The following is a 21,404-nucleotide window of genomic DNA, read 5'->3' on the forward strand; positions in this document are numbered from 1 at the left end:
ACAGGTGTTGGCCGTCAGGCCTTATTGATTACGTGAGGACTTTAATGGACGACAACAAGAAGAAAGCCTTGGCTGCGGCCCTGGGTCAGATCGAACGTCAATTCGGCAAGGGTGCCGTAATGCGTATGGGCGATCAGGACCGTCAGGCGATCCCGGCTATCTCCACTGGCTCTCTGGGTCTGGACATCGCGCTCGGCATTGGCGGTCTGCCAAAAGGCCGTATCGTTGAAATCTACGGTCCTGAATCCTCCGGTAAAACCACGCTGACACTGTCGGTGATCGCCCAGGCTCAAAAAGCCGGCGCGACCTGTGCATTCGTCGATGCTGAACACGCCCTCGACCCTGAATACGCCGGCAAACTGGGCGTCAACGTCGACGACCTGCTGGTTTCGCAGCCGGACACCGGCGAGCAAGCCCTGGAAATCACCGACATGCTGGTGCGTTCCAACGCGGTTGACGTGATCATCGTCGACTCCGTGGCGGCTCTGGTTCCAAAGGCTGAAATCGAAGGCGAAATGGGTGACATGCACGTGGGCCTGCAAGCCCGTCTGATGTCCCAGGCGCTGCGTAAAATCACCGGTAACATCAAGAACGCCAACTGCCTGGTTATCTTCATCAACCAGATCCGTATGAAAATCGGTGTGATGTTCGGCAGCCCGGAAACCACCACCGGTGGTAACGCGCTGAAGTTCTACGCTTCGGTTCGTCTGGACATCCGCCGTACCGGCGCGGTGAAAGAAGGTGACGAGGTTGTCGGTAGCGAAACCCGCGTCAAGGTTGTGAAGAACAAGGTAGCTTCGCCGTTCCGTCAGGCCGAGTTCCAGATTCTTTACGGCAAGGGCATCTACCTCAACGGTGAGATGATCGACCTGGGTGTTCTGCACGGTTTCGTCGAGAAATCCGGTGCATGGTATGCCTACGAAGGCACCAAGATCGGTCAGGGCAAGGCCAACTCGGCCAAGTTCCTGGCGGACAACCCGGAGATCGCCACGAAACTTGAGAAGCAACTGCGCGACAAGTTGCTGACCCCAGCGCCGGACGTTAAAGCATCGCCAGTCAAAGAGACGGCTGATGACCTGGCTGACGCTGATATCTGATTGATCCGATGACCGCCGTACTCGATACACTCGTCGCGGTGCGGCGAACCGCAATGGACCTGCTCGCGAGACGCGAGCACGGTCGAGTCGAGTTGACGCGTAAACTGCGTCAACGCGGCGCCCTCCCTGAAATGATCGACACGGCACTCGACCGTTTGACGGAAGAAGGCCTGCTGTCCGAATCCCGTTATCTCGAAAGCTTTGTTTCCTACCGTTCCCGTTCCGGTTATGGCCCTTTGCGTATTCGTGAAGAGTTGAGCCAGCGCGGCCTGCAACGTACTGACATCGAACTTGCTTTGCGCGAGAGCGGTATCAACTGGCAGGAACAACTGGAAGACACCTGGCGGCGAAAGTTTTCCGGGCATTTACCGATAGACGCCCGGGAACGTGCCAAACAAGGCAGGTTCCTGAGTTATCGGGGATATTCCATGGAAATGATCAGCCGCTTGTTCAGCGGCCGAGGGATGGACGATTGACTGAAACGGCTCGCTATTTCGATAGCGGGCCGTTTTTTTATCTACGTAACCTTGGACGGTTCCCGCGTGCGCTGTTGCGCCTGGAGGTTGGACTGCGCCCAGTTTTCCGGCAGGTTGATGTAGTCCACCAGTTCCCGCAGGCGTCCATGATCACGGGCGTTGAAGGTGAAGGCGAGTCGCGCCAGGTGGCTGAACTGCGGTTCGTCGTGTTCCTCTCCGCTGTAAGCATGTTGATGGAAATGATCGCTCAGACACAGGTCGGCAAATGCCTCCTGCATGTGTTCGAGCGCCTGCTCGCTGAGCTTGTGATTCATGCGAATCACGAATTGATGCTTGAGCCAGCGGCTGGAGTGGAAGTTGCTGTAGAACTGATTGATCTGCTCCACAGCCTCTTCCGCGCTGTAGACCAGACTGACGAGCTTCATATCGGTCGGCAGGATGTAGCGATTCTCCTCCAGTTGATGGTGGATGAAGTCCAACGCACCTTGCCAGAACTTGCCGCCGGGAGCATCCAGCAATATCACGGGCACCAGCGGGCTTTTGCCAGTCTGGATCAGTGTCAGCACTTCCAGCGCTTCATCCAGGGTACCGAAACCGCCAGGGCACAGGACCAGAGCATCGGCTTCCTTGACGAAGAACAGCTTGCGGGTAAAGAAGAAGTGGAAGGGCAGCAGATTGGTGGTGCCATTGACGGTGGGATTGGCATGCTGCTCGAAGGGCAGGGTGATATTGAATCCCAGGCTGTGTGCCAGGCCAGCACCTTCGTGGGCCGCCGCCATGATGCCGCCACCGGCACCGGTGATGACCATCAGGTCTGAGCGCGCCAGCGCGGCGCCAAGTTCTCGGGCCAGACCGTACAGAGGATGTTCTATCGGTGTTCGGGCCGAGCCGAAAACGGTGACCTTGCGGCGCCCCCTGAATTGCTCCAGAACACGGAAAGCGTGTTCCAGTTCGCGCAGGGCTTGCAGGGTGATCTTGGCATTCCAGCGGTTGTGGTCTTCCTGGGCCATGCGTAGCACGGTCAGGATCATGTCGCGGTAGATCGGGATGTTCGGGCTGTTGGGTGAAACCAGGTTGAGTTGCTCTTCGACCTTGCTGATGAGGTCGTGGCCGCTTTCTTCAAAATGACGGCTCAGGAGGTCATTCGGTTGGTAAGGCATCAACTTCTCCTTCCATACAGGCTCTGTTTTTCCCTTGGGTGAAGGAAACATTCGCACAACAAGACGCGCAACGGGCAGCCCCTTTCCTGCCCTGAAAAGTGAACGTGAACACTATGAATCTAGACCCTCGCAGAGATTTTCGCTGACTTGATCATTGCGCCGCAAAGTCTTTCCTGGCAACCGCTTATTGGCGATTTGCAAGGTGCTTTCACCGCTCGTCTGAACGCAAGGCGAGTGTCCGACAGTCTGATTTACTAAATTACAGGCAGGACAACGACAACTTTGCGTCAAAGGCAGGACGCACGTTACAAGCGGTTCAAGGATTTTATCGCTCAAGCAAGGGCGAAGTGCACGGAGGCGGGATGTTATGACCAGAGTCATTCTGGAGATCGATACGCAACTGTATCGATTGCTGAAATCATCAGCCGAGACCAATCATTTGAGTCTCGAAGAAGAGTGCTGCCGGCGTCTGGAGGGGGCCGGCCGACGTTCCCGTTATTTGCAGGCGTTGTTGGCAGAACTGCGCGCCGAGGATGAACAGCGGCGCGCCACTTCCCGATGATTACTTCTTCTTGGCCGGGCCCGCTTTCGGGCAGTCCGATTCCTGATAGCTGGCCGAGCCGACTGAGCGGTTGGTCTTCACCTCAGTGAAGTCGTAACGCATGACCGCGCCCTTGGCCATCAGTTTGCGGAACGATGGGTTGTTGCATACAGAGGCGCCAAGCTGGAAATACACGGCTTTCGGGTCGGCACGCATCTTGTTGGCGTGGCTGCTTTGTACGCTTAGATGGTTGATCAGCGTGTTGCCTTCGACGGTGTAGCCCTGATCAAGAATGTCTTCGTTGATCGCCCGTGGAGTACCAACACTGCTTTGTGTGGCGACGTTTCGCAGCTCTCTGTTGAGATTCTGCTCACTCAAGGAAGCAGCCTGAGCGCTGAAGGACGACGCCAGCAAAATGGCAGCGGTGGGAACGATAAGGCGCAGCATGAAACTCTCCTGGTTCAGTGACTGGTGGTTCGACCCGTCACATGACTGTGCGTTCAGTGGCGGCGAATTATAGGGGACGAGGCCTGGGCGGTACAGGCTTGCGCCGGCTGCTCTGATAAACTGCCGCTACTTTCTGCCCTGCCGAGTGTTTTTCGTGTCGATTTTCTTCCCCTGCCGGCGTTGCCTGCGATGAACCCTGCAACCCCACGCTTTGCTGCAAACGCAGTAGCCCGCTTGCGCGATGAGCGAGAGGAAGAGGGCATCAAGCCGATTCAGGCCCGAGGCTGGAGGGCACCGCGTTGCCGAGCCTGCCGCGTGATCGAGAGTCACTGTCTGTGCGCCTGGCGCCCGCAAGTCGAGGCCCGCTCTGGCGTGTGCCTGATCATGACCAACAAGGAAGTGTTCAAGCCGAGCAACACCGGTTGGCTGATCGCCGATGTGGTGCGCGACAACCATGCATTCATCTGGTCGCGTACGGAGGTTGATGAGCAATTGCTGGCGCTGCTGGCCGACCCGCAATGGCAACCTTATCTGGTGTTTCCGGGTGAGTACGTTGAACCCGAGCGTGTCACAAACAGCGTCGATGCCGATAGTTCGAAGCGTCCGCTGTTCATTCTGCTGGATGCCACCTGGACAGAAGCCCGGAAGATTTTCCGCAAAAGCCCCTACTTTGATCGGCTTCCGATCCTGAGCCTGTTGCCCGAGAAGCTGTCGCGGTATCGGTTGCGCCGGTCGACCCGCAGCGAGCATTTATGCACGGCCGAAGTGGCGGCGTTGTGTCTCGATCTGGCGGGTGATACCGAGGCTGCGTCGGCACTGGACGCTTATTTCGATGTGTTCAGCCAACATTACCTTGATGCCAAACATCAGCTTGAAATGAATGTTTCAACACCGGCACACGCCGAACTGATGCCTTTTGTGTAAATCGGCGCCCCTGTCACGCGCTGATTGTCGCCCATACTGCAAAGAACTGTACTGGCCATGCACCTTGACCACCCCGACTTCGCTGGGCATGCTTGGCGCCGATTAGGGCGCGGCCAAAGTTTGATACGCCGTATTCTTTACGTGGATAGCCACGTGATTGGCGTTGAACGTGCCCTGTTGGTACAGCTCCGTGGCTGTACCTCGAGTTGTTTGAAAAACAGGATCATTTGAAAAATGGCCACATACGAAATCCTGATTGCCGATGACCACCCTCTTTTTCGTAGCGCCCTGCATCAAGCGTTGACCCTGGGCCTGGGCCCGGAAGTCCGTCTGGTGGAAGTGGCAAGCATTGCTGAGTTGGAAACCCGTCTGGACGAGAAGTCGGACTGGGATCTGGTGCTGCTGGACCTGAACATGCCGGGGGCCTACGGTTTTTCAGGGTTGGTGCTGTTGCGCGGTCAGTATCCGCAGATTCCGGTGGTCATGGTGTCGGCCCAGGAAGAAGCCTCGATTATGGTGAAGTCCCGTGAGTTCGGCGCCAGCGGCTTCATCCCCAAGTCCAGTGATCTGAGCGTCATCCAGAAAGCCGTACGCGCGGTGCTCGATGGTGATGTGTTCTGGCCGCCCCAGGCGTTCGAGGCGGTCAGCGTTTCCGCCGAAGCCAAGGCCGCCAGCGAAGGCCTTGCGAGCCTGACGCCTCAGCAGTTTCGTGTTCTGACCATGGTCTGTGAAGGCTTGTTGAACAAGCAGATTGCCTACGAGCTGAGCGTTTCCGAAGCGACGATCAAGGCCCACGTGACGGCGATTTTTCGCAAGCTGAATGTGCGGACCCGGACCCAGGCGGCGTTGCTTCTGCAACAACTTGAGTCAATTTCGAGCTAACCAGGCGCGGCGCGTTCACGCTTTTTTGACTTTGCTTAATTTAGCTTTCCCACTTCCTTTTTGGTCAGTTGCCTACTTTATGTCACCTTTCAAAGGCCAAACCGGCCTAAAACGCATTCTCAATGCCTCCGGCTATTCGCTGGACGGTCTGCGCGCAGCCTTCACCGGCGAAGCGGCCTTTCGGCAACTGGTGTTGCTCAACGTCATATTGATCCCGCTGTCGTTCTTCCTGAACGTCAGTCGCGTCGAGCAGGCGTTGCTGATTGCAGTCTGCCTGTTGGCGTTGATTGTCGAATTGCTCAATTCGGCAGTGGAAGCGGCCATCGATCGCATTTCCCTTGAGTTGCACCCATTGTCCAAAAACGCCAAGGACATGGGCAGCGCTGCGCAGTTCGTGGCGTTGAGCATGATCGCGCTGGTCTGGGCGGTCATCCTGCTTTAAGCGATGGTAGGCAGAACGATCTCGTCGCTGCGCTGAACCCCGGCGGTGAAAGCGCGGCACAGGTCGAGGAATTCACGCATCGCCGACGTCTGATATTTCTGTTTGTGCCAGATGAAATAGAACTGCCGCGCCAGATCCAGATCCGGCGTCTCTACGGGCACCAGGCTGCCGCGGCGGAATGCATCGCGCAGTGCCAGGCGAGAAATGCAGCCAATCCCCAGCCCGGACTCCACCGCACGCTTGATCGCTTCGGTGTGTTCCAGTTCCAGCCGGATATTCAGCGAGCTTCGATGGTGACGCATGGCCTGGTCAAAGGTCAGTCGCGTGCCAGAGCCCTGTTCCCGCAGAATCCAGGCTTCGTGGGTCAGCTCTTCCATGGTCGCCGTGCCGCGCTTGGCCAGTGGATGCTGGGGCGCACAGAACACCACCAGTTCATCCTCGACCCAGCTCTGTACTTCGATGTCCGGATGGCTGCAGTCACCTTCGATTAGACCCAGATCAATTTCATAGTGGGCAACCTGCTGCACAATGTTGGCAGTGTTCTGCACGTGCAGCTTCACCTGGCTTTCCGGATGGCGCTGCATGAAGCTGCCGATCAGCAAGGTGGCCAGGTAATTGCCGATGGTCAGGGTCGCGCCGACCGCCAGAGAGCCGAATCCCGACTTGCCATTGAGCAAATCTTCGATTTCTTTGGACTGGTCGAGCAGCGCCACCGCTTGCGGCAGCAGCTGTTTGCCGAGGGCGTTGAGGCTCAGCCGTTTGCCGGCGCGGTCGAACAGCTGACAGCTGGACTGACGCTCTAGCTCGGTGATCGAGGTGCTCGCCGCCGATTGCGAGAGGTTGAGCAGACCCGCAGCACGGGATACGCTTTCCTGCTGGGCGACGGCGACGAATACTTGAAGTTGACGGAGAGTAAATCGCATATCTATATAACCGATAACCCTTATCTTAATAATCCAGTTAACAGATATTGTGGCTGCCATTAGAATGCGATGCAATTGCGCACAGCAGCTCATTTTTCGCAGAGCAGGCGCAGAGCACGCTCAGACAAAATCTCCAGGAGTCCCACGTACATGAGCAACATGAACCACGAGCGTGTCCTCAGTGTTCATCACTGGAACGACACTCTGTTCAGCTTCAAGTGCACCCGCGATCCGGGCCTGCGCTTCGAGAACGGTCAGTTCGTGATGATCGGCCTGCAACAGCCCAACGGCCGGCCGCTCATGCGCGCTTACTCGATTGCCAGCCCGAACTGGGAAGAGCATCTCGAGTTCTTCAGCATCAAGGTGCCTGATGGCCCGCTGACTTCCCAGCTGCAGCATCTGAAGGAAGGCGACGAGATCATCATCAGCAAAAAGCCTACCGGCACGCTGGTGCTGGATGACTTGAAGCCTGGCAAACATTTGTACCTGCTCAGCACCGGTACCGGTCTGGCGCCGTTCATGAGCGTCATCCAGGACCCGGAAACCTACGAGCGTTTCGAAAAAGTGATCCTGTGCCACGGCGTACGTTACGTCAACGAAGTCGCTTACCGCGAGTTCATCACCGAGCACCTGCCGCAGAACGAGTTCTTCGGCGAGGCCCTGAGTGACAAGTTGATCTACTACCCGACCGTAACCCGCGAGCCGTTCGAGAACGAAGGTCGCCTGACCGACCTGATGCGTAGCGGCAAGCTGTTCAGCGACATCGGTCTGCCACCGATCAACCCGCAAGACGACCGCGCCATGCTGTGCGGCAGCCCGAGCATGCTCGATGAGACCAGCGAAGTGTTGAACAGCTTCGGCCTGAAAGTGTCGCCGCGGATGCGCGAGCCGGGTGATTACCTGATCGAGCGAGCGTTCGTCGAGAAGTAAGCACACCGCATCACTGAAAAGCCCCCATTGCCTGTGCAGGCAATGGGGGCTTTTTTATGCCCAATGCAAACCTTGTAGGAGCTGTCGAGTGAAACGAGGCTGCGATCTTTTGATCTTGTTTTTTAAAAGCAACATCAAAAGATCGCAGCCTCGTTTCACTCGACAGCTCCTACAGGTTGGAGGCGGGAATGACTTCAAGGACTCGGATCACACCCGCCTCGGGATAGTGCCAGCGCACGTCCAGGTCCCAGAACTGCGCGCCGTATTCCCGTTCGGGTGTAGGAATCTGGTACGCCGGACGTGGGTCTTGTGCCAGGCATTGCTCGATCAACTCCACCAGCGGTTCTTCGAGGCGCTGAGCATGGCCGTGAGCCTGTTGCAGCGCTGAATCCGTCCACTGCACGGGAATCAGCTGCGGCGCAGCGCTGGCGATGCTGTTGGAGGCTGTTTCGATGATGTCGGCGTAAGGCACGTAGGGTTTGATGTCGAGAATCGGCGTGCCGTCCAGCAGGTCGATGCCGGATATCCACAGGCGATTGGCTTCAACCTTGTCCAGCTTCACCACGGATTGGCCGATGCCATTGGGCCGATGCGTCGCGCGGGTGGCGAACACACCCATGGATTTGTTACCGCCGAGACGAGGAGGGCGGACTTTCAGTCGTGGCTTTTCTTCCAGGGCCTGGTGAAACAGGAACAGCAGCCACACGTGGCTGACCTGTTCCAGACCTTGCACCGCATCGCCCTGATCGAACGGCGCCACCAGTTCCAGCACGCCGCGAGCGGCCGGGGCCAGTTGTGGCTGGCGCGGGATGGCGAACTTCTCCTTGAAACAGGAGCGCACAAAGCCGATGGGGGAAACGCTGTAGGTCATGGTCTGGGGTCGAGGCGGGGTGAGGGTGGGCATGATAACCCGAGCAGCCTCAAGACCGGTGGTGCCTGTTAGTCCGTCATCGCGGGCAAGCCACGCTCCCACATTTGAAATGCATTCCCCTGTGGGAGCGTGGCTTGCCCGCGATGGCCGCGCCGCCGATTTAAAGGCTAAACCCACCATCCAGCGGAATGATATTCCCGGTCATGTAAGCGCCGGCCGTACTCGCCAGACTGATCGCCAGCGCCGCCATCTCTTCCTCCCGGCCCCAGCGTTTCATTGGAATCAATGCGGTGTCGTCGGCCAACGCCTGCTCATCATTGCCGATGTGCTGCGTCATCTTGCTCGGAAAACGCCCCGGTGCGATGACGTTGACGTTGATGTGCTGGCTCACCAGCTCCCGCGCGAGAATCCGTGACAGTTGATGCAGGGCAGCTTTACTCGGGCCGTAGGCATAAGCCTGTTCGCCAAAGGAAGAAATCCCGGCCACTGAACCGATGTTAATGATCCGCGCCGGATTCGCTGGCGAACCGGCCTTACGCAGCAGCGGCAAAAACTGCTGAATGCAGTTGAACACCGAGGTCACGTTCAGCTGCATGACCTTTTCCCAGCCCTTGACCGGGTAGCTCTCCAGCGGCGCGCCCCACGTGGTGCCGGCGTTGTTCACCAGAATATCCAGATGAGTGATCTGCTCGCCCAGTCGCGTAGCCAGTTGAAGTACGCCTTCTTCGGTGGCCAGGTTGGCCGCCACTCCGTGGCAACGACCGAATGCGCTCAATTCATCAGCCGTTTGCTGACAGGCTTCGGCATCCCGGGCGCAGACGTATACGGTGGCGCCAGCCTCGACATAAGCCTTGGCGATCATTTTGCCGATACCACGGGTGCCGCCGGTCACCAGAGCGGTGCGGCCTTGCAAGGAAAAGTACGGGTGCATGGCGAATCCTGAGAGCTGAGGGTCAATACACCCTAGTCGTCAGCCGTCGGAAGCGGAGCCACTATTTTTGCGAGGAATGGGAGGCCATTCGGCCTTGTAGGAGCTGTCGAGTGCAACGAGGCTGCGATCTTTTGATCTTGACCTTTTTCGGCCCAACTGAAATTCAAAAGATCGCAGCCTCGTTGCTCTCGACAGCTCCTACAAAGTAGATCCGTCTCGCACGTTATTGCGGACGCACGCGCAGGGTCAGGCCCTTGAGGAAGTTACGCAGCAACTGGTCGCCGCACGGGCGGTAGTTGGTGTGGCCGAACTTGCGGAACAGCGCGCTCAGCTCAGGCTTGGACACCGGGAACTCGGAGGCCTTGAGGATGGCGTGCATGTCGTCTTCTTTCAGTTCGAAGGCCACGCGCAGTTTCTTCAGGATGATGTTGTTGGTCACCGGCACTTCGATCGGCTGCGCAGGACGGCTTTCGTCCTTGCCGCGCTTGAAGATCACCAGGCCATCGAGGAAATGCGCAATGACTTCATCCGGGCAGCGTACGAAGCCTTCCTCGTCTTCCTCTTTCTTGTCGAGGTACGTCACCAGGTCTTCCAGGGTCACGTCCATGCCACCGAGCTTGATGATCTCGATGACTTTCTTGTCGCTGATGTCGAGCATGTAGCGCACGCTGCGCAGTACGTCGTTATGAATCATGGTGTGCAATCCTGATATTCAGCAGTGGGCGCCGCATAAACAGCGGCGCCAAAATGTGTGGCGGCGTGAAAAGTCTTAGAACTTCTCTTTGCCGGACAGGTAACGCCATTGCCCCAACGGCACTTTGCCGATGGACACGCCGCCAATGCGGATGCGGCGGATGGCGACAACCTTCAGGCCTACGGCCTGGCAGAACAGGGCGATGACGCCCGGTTGTGGGTTCTTCATCGCAAAACGCAGGCGGTTTTCGTTCTGCCAGCTGGCTTTGACCGGCGGCAGTTCCTTGCCTTTGTAGGTCAGGCCGTGGTTCAGGCGGTTGAGGCCGTGAGCCACCATGTCGCCTTCAACTTCGACCACATACTCTTGCTCGATCTTGGCGGAGTCGGCAGTGAGTTTGCGCAGGATCTTCCAGTCCTGGGTGAATACCAAAAGACCGCTGGCGTTGGCCTGCAGGTCGGTGCTGGCAGTCAGCCGCAGGAAGTGGCCCTTGAGCGGACGTTTGCTGAAGCGGTGTTCTTCGCTCAAGGTCTCGGCGCTGATCGTTGCCATGGCCGTTTCCGCATCCATGCCCACGGGCACGTTCAGCAGGATGGTCACCGGTTCCGGCGCAGTGGCCTTGGCTTCTGGATCAAGCTCGACTTTCTGGTTCTCGACCTTGAACTGCGGCTCGTCGATGACTTCACCGTCCACGGTGACCCAGCCGCCCTCGATGAACAGCTCAGCCTCCCGACGGGAACAGCCGACGAGTTCGATGAGGCGTTTGGAGAGACGAATCGGGTCAGTCATGACAGGGCCGTAACAAAAAAGGGGTGGGCATTGTACCTGCTGGGCGCTGGTTAATCCCGGCTCCATTTGCGCAGTAAAGCTTTTTGTGGGAGCGAGCCTGCTCGCGAAAGCGGTTTATCAGTCAACATTGATGTGAAACTGATGGCCCCTTCGCGAGCAGGCTCGCTCCCACATTTGTCCTGCGTTGTGTCAGCCATGCCGCGAATGTTGCTGGTTTTGACGCAGGCGCATGTGCAACAGCGGATAGGGCTGGCCCATGCCGTCGACTTCCGAGCGACCGATCACCTCGAAGCCCTGCTTGAAGTAGAACCCCAGCGCCTGCGGGTTCTGCTCGTTGACGTCCAGTTCATCGGCATTCAGGTGTTCCATGGCATAGCGCAGCAACTGCTTGCCCAGGCCCTGGCCGCGGTGAGCCGGGTCGATGAAGAGCATTTCGATTTTGCCCGCCGCGACCCCGGCGAACCCGGTGATGCGCTGGCGCGGGTCTTTGGTGCAGATCAGCATCACCGCATCGAGGTAGCGGGTCAGCACCAGGTTCTTCAACAGTTCGATGTAGCTGTCCGGCAGAAAGTCATGGGTGGCGCGAACCGAGGCTTCCCAGACCTGAGTGAGTTCTTCGTAGTCGCTCTGTTTCGGCGTGTGGATGACCGAATGTTGGCGCATGGCCGGTTGCCCCTTCTTTTTACTCGCTGTTTCTGTGAATGTTGAGAATCCTTTCCTTACAAAACGATAGCCGTAAAAAAGCCCCGCATCTCGTCAAGAGAGCGGGGCTTTTCGTATTTTTTGCGTTTAGATCTGTTCAGCCCACAGGTCGTATTCGTCGGCGTCGGTCACTTTGCACCAGACTTTATCGCCTGGTTTCAGGTTGCTGCCGTTGTCGATGAACACGTTACCGTCGATTTCCGGGGCATCGAAGAAGCAGCGGCCAACCGCGCCTTGCTCGTCGACTTCATCGACCAGCACTTCGATTTCACGGCCAACGCGCATTTGCAGACGAGCCGAGCTGATCGCCTGCTGGTGCGCCATGAAGCGGTCCCAGCGGTCTTGCTTGACGTCGTCCGGCACGATGGCCGCGTCCAGCAGGTTGGCCGGTGCGCCTTCGACCGGCGAATACTGGAAGCAGCCGACGCGATCGAGTTGCGCTTCGGTCAGCCAGTTCAGCAGGTACTGGAAGTCTTCTTCGGTTTCGCCGGGGAAGCCGACGATGAAGGTCGAACGGATGATCAGGTCCGGGCAGATTTCGCGCCAGTTCTTGATGCGCGCCAGGGTCTTGTCTTCGAAGGCCGGGCGTTTCATCGCTTTGAGGACTTTCGGGCTGGCGTGCTGGAACGGGATGTCCAGGTACGGCAGGATTTTCCCGGCGGCCATCAGCGGAATCAGCTCGTCGACGTGCGGGTACGGGTAAACATAGTGCAGACGAACCCAGACGCCGAGGGTGCTCAGGGCTTCACAGAGTTCGGTCATGCGGGTTTTCACCGGCGCGCCGTTCCAGAAACCGGTGCGGTATTTCACGTCGACGCCGTAGGCGCTGGTGTCTTGCGAGATCACCAGCAGCTCTTTGACACCGGCCTTGACCAGGCGCTGAGCCTCGTCGAGCACGTCACCGACCGGACGGCTGACCAGTTTGCCGCGCATCGACGGGATGATGCAGAAGCTGCAGCTATGGTTGCAGCCTTCGGAAATCTTCAGGTAGGCGTAGTGGCGCGGGGTCAGCTTGATGCCCTGCGGCGGTACCAGGTCGATCAGCGGGTTGTGATCCTGGCGCGGCGGCACGGCGTCGTGCACGGCGTTGACCACTTGCTCGTATTGTTGCGGACCGGTCACGGCCAGCACGCTCGGGTGCACTTTACGAATGTTGCCTTCTTCGACGCCCATGCAGCCGGTCACGATGACCTTGCCGTTTTCCTTGATGGCTTCGCCGATCACTTCCAAAGACTCAGCCTTGGCCGAGTCGATGAAGCCGCAGGTGTTGACCACCACGACGTCAGCGTCCTGATACGTGGACACGACGTCATAGCCTTCCATGCGCAGTTGGGTAAGGATGCGCTCGGAGTCGACCAGTGCTTTGGGGCAACCCAGGGATACGAAGCCAACCTTTGGATTGGCCGGCGCAGGAGTGGTGGACATGTCTAACCTCGGTATTTGTGACGCCTCCAGCCGAAGACGGCAAGGCGACAGACGGGCGCTATGTTGCGCCTCTGGTCAAAAAGTGCGCAATTCTAGCGATGAGAGGCGCACTTGACCAGCTTTATGCAGGGAAATACGACGAGTGCTGGGCTATGCTTCGCGCCTTTACGCTTTACCGATTTTTTACAGTCAACAAAACGTCTGTAACGTGAAGGAAAACGGCGCATGCTGCACGGCAAAGCATAGTGCTTCTTCCAAAGAAGTCCGGTCTGGGTAGTAGGAGTGGTGGATGGGTCAGGCAAGTAGTCAGGCAGCGGGTGCCGAGCATTCTGCGGCAAAGCCGATCGGCATGCTGGTCGCGGCGGTCGGGGTGGTTTATGGCGATATCGGCACGAGCCCGCTGTACACCCTCAAAGAAGTGTTTTCCGGTCACTATGGTGTACCGGTCGACCATGACGGCGTGTTCGGGATTCTGGCGCTGATTTTCTGGTCGCTGATCTGGGTCGTTTCAATCAAATACGTGCTGTTCGTGCTGCGTGCCGACAACCAGGGCGAAGGCGGGATCATGGCCTTGACCGCCCTGGCTCGGCGGGCTGCGGCCGGGCATCCGAAGTTGCGCGCGTTGCTGGTGGTCTGCGGGCTGATCGGCGCGGCGCTGTTCTATGGCGATAGCATGATCACGCCGGCGATCTCTGTGCTCTCGGCGATTGAAGGCCTTGGACTGGCTTTCGAGGGTATCGACCATTGGGTGGTGCCACTGTCGCTGATCGTGCTGGTGGCGCTGTTCCTGATACAACGTCACGGCACCGCGCGGATCGGCATTCTGTTCGGGCCGATCATGGTGACCTGGTTTGTAGTGCTGGGGGCGCTGGGCGTCTACGGCATCATGCAGCACCCGGAAGTGTTGCAAGCGATGAACCCGGTCTGGGGCGTGCGCTTCTTCATCGTGCACCCGGGCATGGGGGTGGCGATCCTAGGCGCGGTGGTGCTGGCACTGACCGGTGCCGAAGCGCTGTACGCCGACATGGGGCACTTTGGTCGCAAGCCGATTGCCCGTGCGTGGTTTATCCTCGTGCTGCCGGCGCTGGTGCTGAACTACTTCGGCCAAGGCGCGTTGCTGCTCGGTGATCCGCAAGCCGCTCGCAACCCGTTCTACTTATTGGCTCCGAGCTGGGCGCTGATTCCGTTGGTGGGGTTGTCGACCCTGGCCACGGTCATTGCTTCTCAGGCGGTGATTTCCGGTGCGTTCTCCCTGACTCGTCAGGCGATTCAGCTCGGTTACATACCGCGCATGCACATTCAGCACACCTCCAGTGCCGAACAAGGCCAGATCTACATCGGCGCGGTGAACTGGGCGCTGATGGTCGGCGTCATCCTGTTGGTGCTGGGCTTCGAGTCCTCCGGCGCGCTGGCTGCGGCTTACGGCGTGGCCGTGACGGGCACGATGCTGATGACCACCATTCTGGTGTCGGCGGTGATATTGCTGCTGTGGAAATGGCCTCCGGTCCTCGCGGTTCCGCTGTTGCTTGGTTTCCTGGTGGTAGACGGTCTGTACTTCGCGGCCAACGTGCCGAAAATCATTCAGGGCGGGGCGTTCCCGGTGATTGCCGGTATCGTGCTGTTTGTGCTGATGACCACCTGGAAGCGCGGCAAGCAACTGCTGGTCGATCGTCTCGACGAGGGTGGTTTGCCGCTGCCGATCTTCATCAGCAGCATCGCCGTGCAACCGCCGCATCGCGTTCAGGGCACTGCCGTGTTCCTGACGGCGCGGCCGGACGCCGTGCCTCATGCCTTGTTGCACAACCTGCTGCATAACCAGGTGCTGCACGAGCAAGTGGTGCTGCTGACGGTGGTGTACGAAGACATCCCGCGGGTGCCTGCGCAACGGCGTTTCGAGGTTGAATCCCACGGCGAAGGTTTCTTCCGGGTGATCCTGCACTTTGGCTTCGTCGACGAGCCGGACGTGCCGCAAGCGCTGAAGCTGTGTCATCTCGATGAACTGGACTTCAGCCCGATGCGCACCACCTACTTCCTCAGCCGCGAGACGGTCATCGCCTCCAAGCTCGAAGGCATGGCGCGCTGGCGTGAGACGCTGTTCGCCTTCATGTTGCAGAACGCCAACGGCAACCTGCGCTTCTTCAATCTGCCGTTGAACCGGGTGATTGAGCTGGGGACGCAGGTAGAGATGTAAGCCACAGCAAAAAGCCCCCGTTGCCATTGCGGTAGCGGGGGCTTTTTTGTGGGCGGCCACTTCACTTCGGTGCAATGAAGATCCCCTGTGGGAGCGAGCTTGCTCGCGAAGGCGAACTGTCAGTCGACATCGATAGTGATTGTTAGTCCGCCATCGCGAGCAAGCTCGCTCCCACAGGGGATGTGCGGTGTTTGCACGTATTCCGTCTCTGCTCCTTTACTTGCTTTCGGGCCGCTATTTTTTAGATTCGGCTTTTGTCCGGGCAGTTGGCGGTGGCGGCGTCAGTACCTTCACTGCATCATCAATCACGGCCTTGCTCATTGCCGTCAGATAATGCGCGGCCCAGGCGTGTCTGTCGGTGTCGCGGGCGTAGGCAGCATCTTTAGTCAGCTCCTTGGCAAGGAACAGAAAATCAGAAGCCATGGCTAGCGCATCGCCGAGGGGGACGTCTCGACTGACACGGAACAGTGCCTGGTTCGAGCAGTAGATGAAGGGGGTGAAGCCGATGGTTTTCAGTTCTGAGGGTGTGGACGGATCTGTTTTGCTCATTGTTTCGCTCCTTAAAACGAGGAGCTGCCGCATTCGTTACCACACGAATGGGTGGCAGCTGTACGCAGGGTGGTAAACCGGAGGAGCAAAGGAACCGGCAGACCCGAAGGTCTCCCACGCACAGCCGCCATAACACGGGATTACAGACGTAAAAACGCACGAACCGTGATGGGAGCGGTGTTGCACTTTGCCTAACCGGGTTACCACACCCGATCGCTGAATGGTCAGCGACGTCCGGAGAGTATCCCGTCGAAGAAAAGCGCAACAAGGCATCAAAGTGCCCAAAAAGAACGATTCGGAGTTTGCCTACAAGGTCTGCGGGCGTCATCCGATATTTCGACACCTTAAGTAAACGAAACTAAACGCTGCGAGATGTGGGAAACACGCTGGGTGATCAGTTCGCGTTTTGCCGCTTGCTGTATGTCTAATTCGACGCAATACTCTGCGTAAAAATGTGTGTTCAAATTTGCATGATTGTGTAGAGAGGTGAGTATGACGGCATTACTGGAGCGTGCTGACCAAGCGATTTCGGTGACTGCGATGGTCAGGGGGTTTAGTGCGAGGCTAAAGGAGATTTCCAGCCGAGCCACCGAACGACTGGTCATTTTCAAAGACAACCAACCCGCAGCGGTCATTATCAATGTCGATGCGTATCAGGAAATGCTCGACGAGCTTGAGGACCTTCGGGTTGAAGCGGCGGCTCGAGAGCGACTGATCGGTTTTGATCAGGCCAAGGCTGTCAGCCACGACGATATGCGGGCGCGGTACGCCAGGAAAGACTAAAGGAGCTGTGGATGGTTTGGGGCGTTATCTATCATCCGGAGGTTCAGAAGGATCTGGATCTGCTGGGAGCTGTAGCGGCGAACCGCATTCTTGATGTCATCGAAGAGTGGATTATCAATGGTGAGCCGGACAAGAGCGGCAAGCCCCTAAGAGCCAGTCTTGCAGGCTGTAGACGGATCCGGACAGGCGACACGCGGATTGTTTATCGAGTCGATGGCAAGGCGATTCAGGTATTGATCGTTGCCGTTGGTGCTCGACGTGACGAAGAGGTCTACGGCGCGGCAGAGCGTCGTCTCTAACCAAAAAGCCCCCGCAACCTTAAGGCTGCGGGGGCTTTTCGTGGGCTGGACTCAGATCACTCTTGAGCCGCCGTCTCCTTCGCTTGACGCTTCTCGATCACATCCACCAACCGCTTTGCCAGTTTCGGGTAGTTCTCGTCGAAGTGATGACCGCCAGGCAATTTCATCGCTTCGCCCACCGCGGTCTTGTCGGTGCAGCCGCTCTCGTCGACTTCCTCTTCACCGTAGATGCACACCACTTTCTCCGGCGGCAGCTTGGCCATTTCCGGGCCGGTGGCGGCTTCTTTGCCGGCGTTGCCGAGCCAGCCTTCGACTTCGATTTCGAAGCTGCCGGTGCGGGCGAAGGCCAGCAGGATAATTGCGTCGACGCGTTGCTGTTCCGATGGCTCCAGGCGGTTGTAGATCGCCGGCAGGACGTCGGCGCCGAACGAGTAACCGGTCAGGATGAAGCGCCTGGTGCCCCATTTCTGCCGGTAATGCTGCATCAGCTCGGCGAGGTCCAGGGCGCTTTGCTCCGGGCTCTTGTGTTGCCAGTAATAGCGCAGGGTGTCGATGCCGACGACTGGGTAGCCGATCTTCGCCATCTCGCCCGCTACGTCGCGGTCAAGGTCGCGCCAGCCGCCGTCACCGGACAGGAACAGGGTCACAGTGTCCTTGGCTTGGCCGGCGGGCACTTCGACCACCGGGATCTGCAGGCCGCCAGCGGCTTTATCGCCACCCACTAGGATCTTGCGCAGTTCGTTGTTCAGCACTTGCGGCAGGTTGATGTCGTAGTCGCTGATGCTGGTTTCGGCGTTGGGTTGGTCGCGCACGAAGCCGGCGCTGGTGTCGTCCGGGTTGTCGTTCCAGGCCACCAGCCAGTGCCCGTGAGCGGCGCCTTTCGGTAGCAGGTGTGTGCAGCCGGGTTTTTCCAGGGCCAGGTCCACCGAGACGGCTTGAGCCTTGTCGTCCTTCTGTTCCGACAACCAGCGCCACGCCAGCACGGCACCAGGGCCGATGCCGCTGACCAGGGTCGCCGGGCCTTTGAGTTCTCTCAGGGCCGATTGCAGGGCGCGACTTTGCAGCAGGCAGTCGTTGGGCAGGATCACCTGAACAATCTGCGCCGAGCCGGTGCGGCTCAGTGTCATCAACTGTTTGTTGCTGAGCTTCTGGTCTTCATTGACCGCCACCAGCACCTGGGCGCGTGGCGTGTTGCCGGGGATGACACGGGTCATCGCGGCGCCATCGGCTGGCGTCAGCTGTTCGAGGGTCGGTTCGGGTGCCGGGCGTTTCAGGTACCAGTAACCGCCACCGAGAATCAGAGCCAGCACTACCAGTGTGGCCAGTACGTACCGCAAGGAGCGTTGAATCATCAGCGTTTCACCAATCCAGTCAAGCCGCCCGCAATCAGGGCGGCAGTGTCGGCCAGGGCAACCAGCGGATCGAGTCCGGCGGGCACAGCCATATAACGGGGTTCCCAGTCAGGCTGGAATTTGTCTTTGAAGCGGCGCAAGCCTTGAAAGTTGTAGAGCTGCTCACCACGGCGGAAAACCATCGAGCCCAGACGCTGGGTCAGTGGTGCACCACGACGGGGTTGCAACCCCGACAACGGCACCATGCCCAGGCTGAAGCGCGCGTATCCATGATTTTTATAATGTTGGATCAGGCCGACCATCATGAACTCCATGGTCAACTTGGGCGCGTCCGGGTGCGCGCGCATCAAGTCGAGACTGGCCAGGTCATGGCCGTAGGTCTCGAGCAGGTTGGCAAATGCCACTGGACGCCCTTCGAAACGAATCACCGCGACGCGGAAATGCTTGAGGTAGTCATCACTGAAGCGGCCGAGCGAGAAACCTTTCTCGCGCACGTTCTTGCCGGTCAGCCAGGCATCGGAAATCACCTTGAGCTCATCCATCGGCGCTTGCCCCGGATCAAAGATCTCCAGCGACAGGCCATCGCGAGTACCGCGGTTCCAGGTGTAGCGCAGGTCTTTCATCTCTTTGCCTTTGGCCTCGAGATCAAAGCGAAGCAGATCGACCCGGGCTTCTTCGCCGAGTTTGATCGCGGTCAGGCCAATGTCCATGTAGTACGGCAGGTTCTCGGCGCGCACTTGATAGAACACAGGACGGGCGTGGTGGATGTCGCAAAGGTCGCGGAACTGCCAGATCATTTCCGCCCGTTGCTGGGTCGGGCCGATCGGGTCATACAAGGCCACCAGGCTACGACCACGGCGGGCGTACATCAGGAACGCCTCGTCGTTGGGGTGAAACAGCAGCGCCTTGTCACCGGTCAGGGCCAGGCCGCCATCCGGTTGGGCGGAGGCCATGAGGATCTTTACCGCGCGGTCCAGCTCATCAGGCGTCGGCGGATGGATCACCGGGCGTGCGGTGCGCAACAGCCAGGTCAGGGACACCACCACCAGCAGCACGGCGGCGCCAAGCAGCGAGCGCAAGCCACGCGGGGCATCGGCGTCGAGGGTGAACTGCCACCAGAGCTGATGGCTGTACGGGACGTCCTGATAGGCGAACAGCAACAGCCAGATCGACGCACCGAGTACGCACAGGCTCGCCACCAGATACAGCGGCGAGAACGGCACCTCGGTCAGACGGCTGGGGCGATAGAACGAGCTGCGGAAAACCCCCAGCAAGCTCGCAGTCAGCGTCAGCAAGCAGGCTTCTTCCCAGTCGAAGCCCTTGAGCAGAGAGAGCAGGGCAGCGACCAGCAACAAGATGGTGGTCAGCATCCAGGCGGCCGACAGTCGGCGGCGCAGCCCTTGAGCCAGCAGCAAGCAAAGCACACCGATCAGGCTGGCACCGAAGTGCGAGGCGTCGACCAGTCGATGCGGGATCAGAAAGCCGATGTGCTCCAGGCGTGTGTCGATTTCCGGGGTGGCACCGGAGAACAGCAGCACCACGCCGGACAGAAAGACCAGCACCGCCAGAATCGGCGCGGCCAGGCCCGACGCCACCCTTAAGGACTGACGCGATTGAAACAGGCGCTGACCTTCGTTGATCAGCAGGAATACGCAGGCCACCAGCAACGGCAGTACCACGTAGATCAGACGATAGAGCAGCAGGGCGGCAGCGAGTGGCGCGGCACCGAGTTTGTCGGAGAAGGCAGCCAGCAGAATCGCTTCGAATACTCCGACCCCGCCGGGAACGTGGCTGAGCACACCGGCGGCCAGTGCCAGCAGGTACACCAGCAGGAACGCGCCGAAGGGCGGTGCTTCAGGCAGCAACAGATAGAGCACGGTCGCCGCGGCGGCTACGTCCAGGGCAGTGATGATCAGTTGCAGAAACGTCAGGCGACGGCCCGGCAGGCGCAAGGTGCGGCGTCCGACCTTGACCAGCAGGTTGTCCGGGTAAGGTTGCTCTGGCAGGCGACGGCGGTAGATGCCGATGGCCAGTACCGTGAACAGCAACAGTACGGCCACGGCAATCATGCCCAGCAAGGTCTCGGACAGACCCAGGGCGGCAGAGGCGCCAGGCAGGTTGCTGAGGGTGGCGAGGGCGGCCAGTGGGGGCAGGGCGCAGCCGAGCGAGAGGCTGGCGAACAGCGTCATGTGCGCGACTTCAGAAGCGCCCAGACCATGACGTGCATATAAACGGTAGCGAACCGAGCCCCCCGAGAGCATCGAAAGGCCAATGGCATTGCCGATGGCGAATGCGGTGAACCCACCCAGGGCCAGGATTCGTGGCGCCAGATTCACGCCCGCGTAGCGGCTGGCTGACCATTCGTAGCCCAGCAGGATAATGAAGCCAGCCACGGTCGCGCCCAGCGCGCCCAATAAAGCCGGTTTCGGAACGTCGAGAATCGAGTCGTGCAGAGCGTACAGATCGAGTTCGCTCAGCAGGTGGCGACAGGCAATCAGCGCGATAGCGAACAACAGCAAAGTGACTGCCAGGCCGATGGGCTGGCGGTATTTGCTGATTCGATCAAGCAAGCGCAGACGCTCGGCCTTGATCGGTTGTGTCGCTGTGACGGTGTCTTGTGGATCAGACGAGTTGGCGCGCATCAATCACCTCTTGGATTGTGCGCGACAGGATGGGGGTATCCAGCCAAGTTACCAATCCCTGTAGAAAAAAATAATCACAAATATTAACGCCTCTCACCGGGTATCGGCGATGGTACGTCATCAGTCGTAGAGGGTTCTGTCTGGGGCTCAGCATAGTCAGGGCTCAGAGCATTGGGGATCCCGAACGGCTCGCTACACAGTGGCAGATCATTGTTGCGAAAGGACTTTTTCAACAGATACAAAAAAGGCCACTCTTTCGAGTAGCCTTTTTTGATGTTTGGTTGCGGGAGCCGGATTTGAACCGACGACCTTCGGGTTATGAGCCCGACGAGCTACCAGACTGCTCCATCCCGCGTC

22 protein-coding genes and 1 tRNA gene are annotated in these 21,404 nt (G+C 58.8%); 10 read left to right on the forward strand and 13 right to left on the reverse strand.

Annotated features, from left to right (window positions below; translation table 11 throughout):
* Positions 1–44: 44 nt before the first annotated feature.
* Both recA and recX read left to right on the forward strand, forming a co-directional pair.
* Complete coding sequence (gene recA, locus WLY71_RS13815; RefSeq protein ID WP_282376924.1) at positions 45–1,097, forward strand: recombinase RecA; 1,053 nt, start codon at positions 45–47, stop codon at positions 1,095–1,097.
* Between the two features lie 8 nt (positions 1,098–1,105).
* Positions 1,106–1,573 (forward strand): recombination regulator RecX, encoded by a 468-nt coding sequence (recX, locus tag WLY71_RS13820; protein WP_046046277.1) that lies wholly within the window; start codon positions 1,106–1,108, stop codon positions 1,571–1,573.
* 41 nt (positions 1,574–1,614) lie between these two features.
* On the opposite strand, the gene WLY71_RS13825 is transcribed toward recX, so the two are convergent.
* Positions 1,615–2,733: an LOG family protein gene (locus WLY71_RS13825; protein ID WP_347803987.1), complete on the reverse strand. Its 1,119-nt coding sequence runs from the start codon at positions 2,731–2,733 to the stop codon at positions 1,615–1,617.
* 367 nt (positions 2,734–3,100) lie between these two features.
* Here WLY71_RS13825 and WLY71_RS13830 point away from each other — a divergent pair, with 367 nt between their 5' ends.
* Entirely contained in the window at positions 3,101–3,295 is a 195-nt protein-coding gene (locus tag WLY71_RS13830) for a hypothetical protein (RefSeq protein WP_347803988.1), read from the forward strand.
* Here the strand turns inward: WLY71_RS13830 and WLY71_RS13835 are convergent, their stop codons facing one another.
* Positions 3,296–3,721, reverse strand: a complete 426-nt coding sequence (locus WLY71_RS13835; protein ID WP_347803989.1) for a PA3611 family quorum-sensing-regulated virulence factor — start codon at positions 3,719–3,721, stop codon at positions 3,296–3,298. It lies immediately after the preceding gene.
* A gap of 189 nt (positions 3,722–3,910) precedes the next feature.
* Between WLY71_RS13835 and WLY71_RS13840 the strand changes: the two genes are divergently transcribed.
* From WLY71_RS13840 to WLY71_RS13850, 3 genes are all read left to right on the forward strand, one after another.
* On the forward strand, positions 3,911–4,645 hold the full coding sequence (locus WLY71_RS13840; RefSeq protein ID WP_283183243.1) for a tRNA-uridine aminocarboxypropyltransferase: 735 nt from the start codon (positions 3,911–3,913) through the stop codon (positions 4,643–4,645).
* Positions 4,646–4,879: 234 nt separating this feature from the next.
* Positions 4,880–5,527 (forward strand): response regulator transcription factor ErdR, encoded by a 648-nt coding sequence (erdR, locus tag WLY71_RS13845; RefSeq protein WP_046046272.1) that lies wholly within the window; start codon positions 4,880–4,882, stop codon positions 5,525–5,527.
* A 79-nt stretch (positions 5,528–5,606) separates the two neighbouring features.
* Positions 5,607–5,969, forward strand: coding sequence for a diacylglycerol kinase (locus WLY71_RS13850; RefSeq protein ID WP_008010143.1), 363 nt, complete (start codon positions 5,607–5,609; stop codon positions 5,967–5,969).
* Here WLY71_RS13850 and WLY71_RS13855 read toward each other — a convergent pair.
* On the reverse strand, positions 5,966–6,892 hold the full coding sequence (locus tag WLY71_RS13855) for a LysR family transcriptional regulator (RefSeq protein WP_008153977.1): 927 nt from the start codon (positions 6,890–6,892) through the stop codon (positions 5,966–5,968). The genes WLY71_RS13850 and WLY71_RS13855 overlap by 4 nt on opposite strands.
* Before the next feature lie 150 nt (positions 6,893–7,042).
* Here WLY71_RS13855 and fpr point away from each other — a divergent pair, with 150 nt between their 5' ends.
* Complete coding sequence (gene fpr / locus WLY71_RS13860) at positions 7,043–7,822, forward strand: ferredoxin-NADP reductase (RefSeq protein ID WP_030127957.1); 780 nt, start codon at positions 7,043–7,045, stop codon at positions 7,820–7,822.
* 169 nt (positions 7,823–7,991) lie between these two features.
* Here fpr and tsaA read toward each other — a convergent pair whose 3' ends face one another.
* From tsaA to rimO, 6 genes are all read right to left on the reverse strand, one after another.
* On the reverse strand, positions 7,992–8,693 hold the full coding sequence (gene tsaA / locus WLY71_RS13865; protein WP_347803997.1) for a tRNA (N6-threonylcarbamoyladenosine(37)-N6)-methyltransferase TrmO: 702 nt from the start codon (positions 8,691–8,693) through the stop codon (positions 7,992–7,994).
* 160 nt (positions 8,694–8,853) lie between these two features.
* Positions 8,854–9,624 carry an SDR family oxidoreductase gene (locus tag WLY71_RS13870; protein ID WP_347803990.1) on the reverse strand — a complete coding sequence of 257 codons (771 nt, stop codon included), beginning with the start codon at positions 9,622–9,624 and terminating at the stop codon, positions 8,854–8,856.
* 223 nt (positions 9,625–9,847) lie between these two features.
* Positions 9,848–10,318 (reverse strand): YehS family protein, encoded by a 471-nt coding sequence (locus WLY71_RS13875; protein ID WP_347803991.1) that lies wholly within the window; start codon positions 10,316–10,318, stop codon positions 9,848–9,850.
* A 75-nt stretch (positions 10,319–10,393) separates the two neighbouring features.
* The gene (locus tag WLY71_RS13880; RefSeq protein ID WP_008153970.1) at positions 10,394–11,104 is read right to left on the reverse strand and encodes an rRNA pseudouridine synthase; all 711 of its coding nucleotides are present in this window, start codon (positions 11,102–11,104) and stop codon (positions 10,394–10,396) included.
* A gap of 189 nt (positions 11,105–11,293) precedes the next feature.
* A complete protein-coding gene (locus tag WLY71_RS13885; RefSeq protein WP_008153969.1) occupies positions 11,294–11,767 on the reverse strand; it encodes a GNAT family N-acetyltransferase in 474 nt (157 codons plus the stop codon).
* A 126-nt stretch (positions 11,768–11,893) separates the two neighbouring features.
* Positions 11,894–13,231: a 30S ribosomal protein S12 methylthiotransferase RimO gene (gene rimO, locus WLY71_RS13890; protein WP_064676142.1), complete on the reverse strand. Its 1,338-nt coding sequence runs from the start codon at positions 13,229–13,231 to the stop codon at positions 11,894–11,896.
* Between the two features lie 289 nt (positions 13,232–13,520).
* On the opposite strand from rimO, the gene WLY71_RS13895 reads away from it, so the two are divergent.
* Positions 13,521–15,422, forward strand: a complete 1,902-nt coding sequence (locus WLY71_RS13895) for a potassium transporter Kup (RefSeq protein WP_347803992.1) — start codon at positions 13,521–13,523, stop codon at positions 15,420–15,422.
* Positions 15,423–15,656: 234 nt separating this feature from the next.
* On the opposite strand, the gene WLY71_RS13900 is transcribed toward WLY71_RS13895, so the two are convergent.
* Positions 15,657–15,971 (reverse strand): DUF3077 domain-containing protein, encoded by a 315-nt coding sequence (locus tag WLY71_RS13900; protein WP_347803993.1) that lies wholly within the window; start codon positions 15,969–15,971, stop codon positions 15,657–15,659.
* Between the two features lie 492 nt (positions 15,972–16,463).
* On the opposite strand from WLY71_RS13900, the gene WLY71_RS13905 reads away from it, so the two are divergent.
* Together WLY71_RS13905 and WLY71_RS13910 are read left to right on the forward strand one after the other, a co-directional pair.
* Positions 16,464–16,754 carry a Phd-YefM gene (locus WLY71_RS13905; RefSeq protein WP_007904631.1) on the forward strand — a complete coding sequence of 97 codons (291 nt, stop codon included), beginning with the start codon at positions 16,464–16,466 and terminating at the stop codon, positions 16,752–16,754.
* Positions 16,755–16,765: 11 nt separating this feature from the next.
* Positions 16,766–17,053, forward strand: a complete 288-nt coding sequence (locus WLY71_RS13910; protein ID WP_347803994.1) for a type II toxin-antitoxin system RelE family toxin — start codon at positions 16,766–16,768, stop codon at positions 17,051–17,053.
* Positions 17,054–17,109: 56 nt separating this feature from the next.
* Here the strand turns inward: WLY71_RS13910 and WLY71_RS13915 are convergent, their stop codons facing one another.
* The 3 genes from WLY71_RS13915 to WLY71_RS13925 all read right to left on the reverse strand — a co-directional run bounded on the left by WLY71_RS13915 (position 17,110) and on the right by WLY71_RS13925 (position 21,402).
* Positions 17,110–18,405 (reverse strand): virulence factor family protein, encoded by a 1,296-nt coding sequence (locus WLY71_RS13915; RefSeq protein WP_347803995.1) that lies wholly within the window; start codon positions 18,403–18,405, stop codon positions 17,110–17,112.
* Positions 18,405–21,047 carry a bifunctional lysylphosphatidylglycerol flippase/synthetase MprF gene (mprF, locus tag WLY71_RS13920; RefSeq protein ID WP_347803996.1) on the reverse strand — a complete coding sequence of 881 codons (2,643 nt, stop codon included), beginning with the start codon at positions 21,045–21,047 and terminating at the stop codon, positions 18,405–18,407. Before mprF ends, WLY71_RS13915 begins: the two co-directional genes overlap by 1 nt.
* Before the next feature lie 278 nt (positions 21,048–21,325).
* Positions 21,326–21,402 (reverse strand) — tRNA-Met (locus WLY71_RS13925).
* Positions 21,403–21,404 lie beyond the last annotated feature (2 nt).

The sequence above is a fragment of the Pseudomonas rossensis genome (genome assembly GCF_039888995.1).
Classification (GTDB): Bacteria; Pseudomonadota; Gammaproteobacteria; order Pseudomonadales; family Pseudomonadaceae; genus Aquipseudomonas; species Aquipseudomonas rossensis.

What these genes read in the sequence shown, in the direction of transcription:
- WLY71_RS13835 (WP_347803989.1), bottom strand. Translation starts at nt 3,721, where the DNA reads ATGCTGCGCCTTATCGTTCCCACCGCTGCCATTTTGCTGGCGTCGTCC.
- tsaA (WP_347803997.1), bottom strand. Translation starts at nt 8,693, where the DNA reads ATGACCTACAGCGTTTCCCCCATCGGCTTTGTGCGCTCCTGTTTCAAG.
- WLY71_RS13885 (WP_008153969.1), bottom strand. Translation starts at nt 11,767, where the DNA reads ATGCGCCAACATTCGGTCATCCACACGCCGAAACAGAGCGACTACGAA.
- WLY71_RS13905 (WP_007904631.1), top strand. Translation starts at nt 16,464, where the DNA reads ATGACGGCATTACTGGAGCGTGCTGACCAAGCGATTTCGGTGACTGCG.
- rimO (WP_064676142.1), bottom strand. Translation starts at nt 13,231, where the DNA reads ATGTCCACCACTCCTGCGCCGGCCAATCCAAAGGTTGGCTTCGTATCC.
- WLY71_RS13870 (WP_347803990.1), bottom strand. Translation starts at nt 9,624, where the DNA reads ATGCACCCGTACTTTTCCTTGCAAGGCCGCACCGCTCTGGTGACCGGC.
- WLY71_RS13900 (WP_347803993.1), bottom strand. Translation starts at nt 15,971, where the DNA reads ATGAGCAAAACAGATCCGTCCACACCCTCAGAACTGAAAACCATCGGC.
- WLY71_RS13830 (WP_347803988.1), top strand. Translation starts at nt 3,101, where the DNA reads ATGACCAGAGTCATTCTGGAGATCGATACGCAACTGTATCGATTGCTG.
- fpr (WP_030127957.1), top strand. Translation starts at nt 7,043, where the DNA reads ATGAGCAACATGAACCACGAGCGTGTCCTCAGTGTTCATCACTGGAAC.
- WLY71_RS13910 (WP_347803994.1), top strand. Translation starts at nt 16,766, where the DNA reads ATGGTTTGGGGCGTTATCTATCATCCGGAGGTTCAGAAGGATCTGGAT.
- mprF (WP_347803996.1), bottom strand. Translation starts at nt 21,047, where the DNA reads ATGCGCGCCAACTCGTCTGATCCACAAGACACCGTCACAGCGACACAA.
- WLY71_RS13825 (WP_347803987.1), bottom strand. Translation starts at nt 2,733, where the DNA reads ATGCCTTACCAACCGAATGACCTCCTGAGCCGTCATTTTGAAGAAAGC.
- WLY71_RS13915 (WP_347803995.1), bottom strand. Translation starts at nt 18,405, where the DNA reads ATGATTCAACGCTCCTTGCGGTACGTACTGGCCACACTGGTAGTGCTG.
- WLY71_RS13850 (WP_008010143.1), top strand. Translation starts at nt 5,607, where the DNA reads ATGTCACCTTTCAAAGGCCAAACCGGCCTAAAACGCATTCTCAATGCC.
- WLY71_RS13880 (WP_008153970.1), bottom strand. Translation starts at nt 11,104, where the DNA reads ATGACTGACCCGATTCGTCTCTCCAAACGCCTCATCGAACTCGTCGGC.
- WLY71_RS13875 (WP_347803991.1), bottom strand. Translation starts at nt 10,318, where the DNA reads ATGATTCATAACGACGTACTGCGCAGCGTGCGCTACATGCTCGACATC.
- WLY71_RS13855 (WP_008153977.1), bottom strand. Translation starts at nt 6,892, where the DNA reads ATGCGATTTACTCTCCGTCAACTTCAAGTATTCGTCGCCGTCGCCCAG.
- recA (WP_282376924.1), top strand. Translation starts at nt 45, where the DNA reads ATGGACGACAACAAGAAGAAAGCCTTGGCTGCGGCCCTGGGTCAGATC.
- WLY71_RS13895 (WP_347803992.1), top strand. Translation starts at nt 13,521, where the DNA reads ATGGGTCAGGCAAGTAGTCAGGCAGCGGGTGCCGAGCATTCTGCGGCA.
- WLY71_RS13840 (WP_283183243.1), top strand. Translation starts at nt 3,911, where the DNA reads ATGAACCCTGCAACCCCACGCTTTGCTGCAAACGCAGTAGCCCGCTTG.
- recX (WP_046046277.1), top strand. Translation starts at nt 1,106, where the DNA reads ATGACCGCCGTACTCGATACACTCGTCGCGGTGCGGCGAACCGCAATG.
- erdR (WP_046046272.1), top strand. Translation starts at nt 4,880, where the DNA reads ATGGCCACATACGAAATCCTGATTGCCGATGACCACCCTCTTTTTCGT.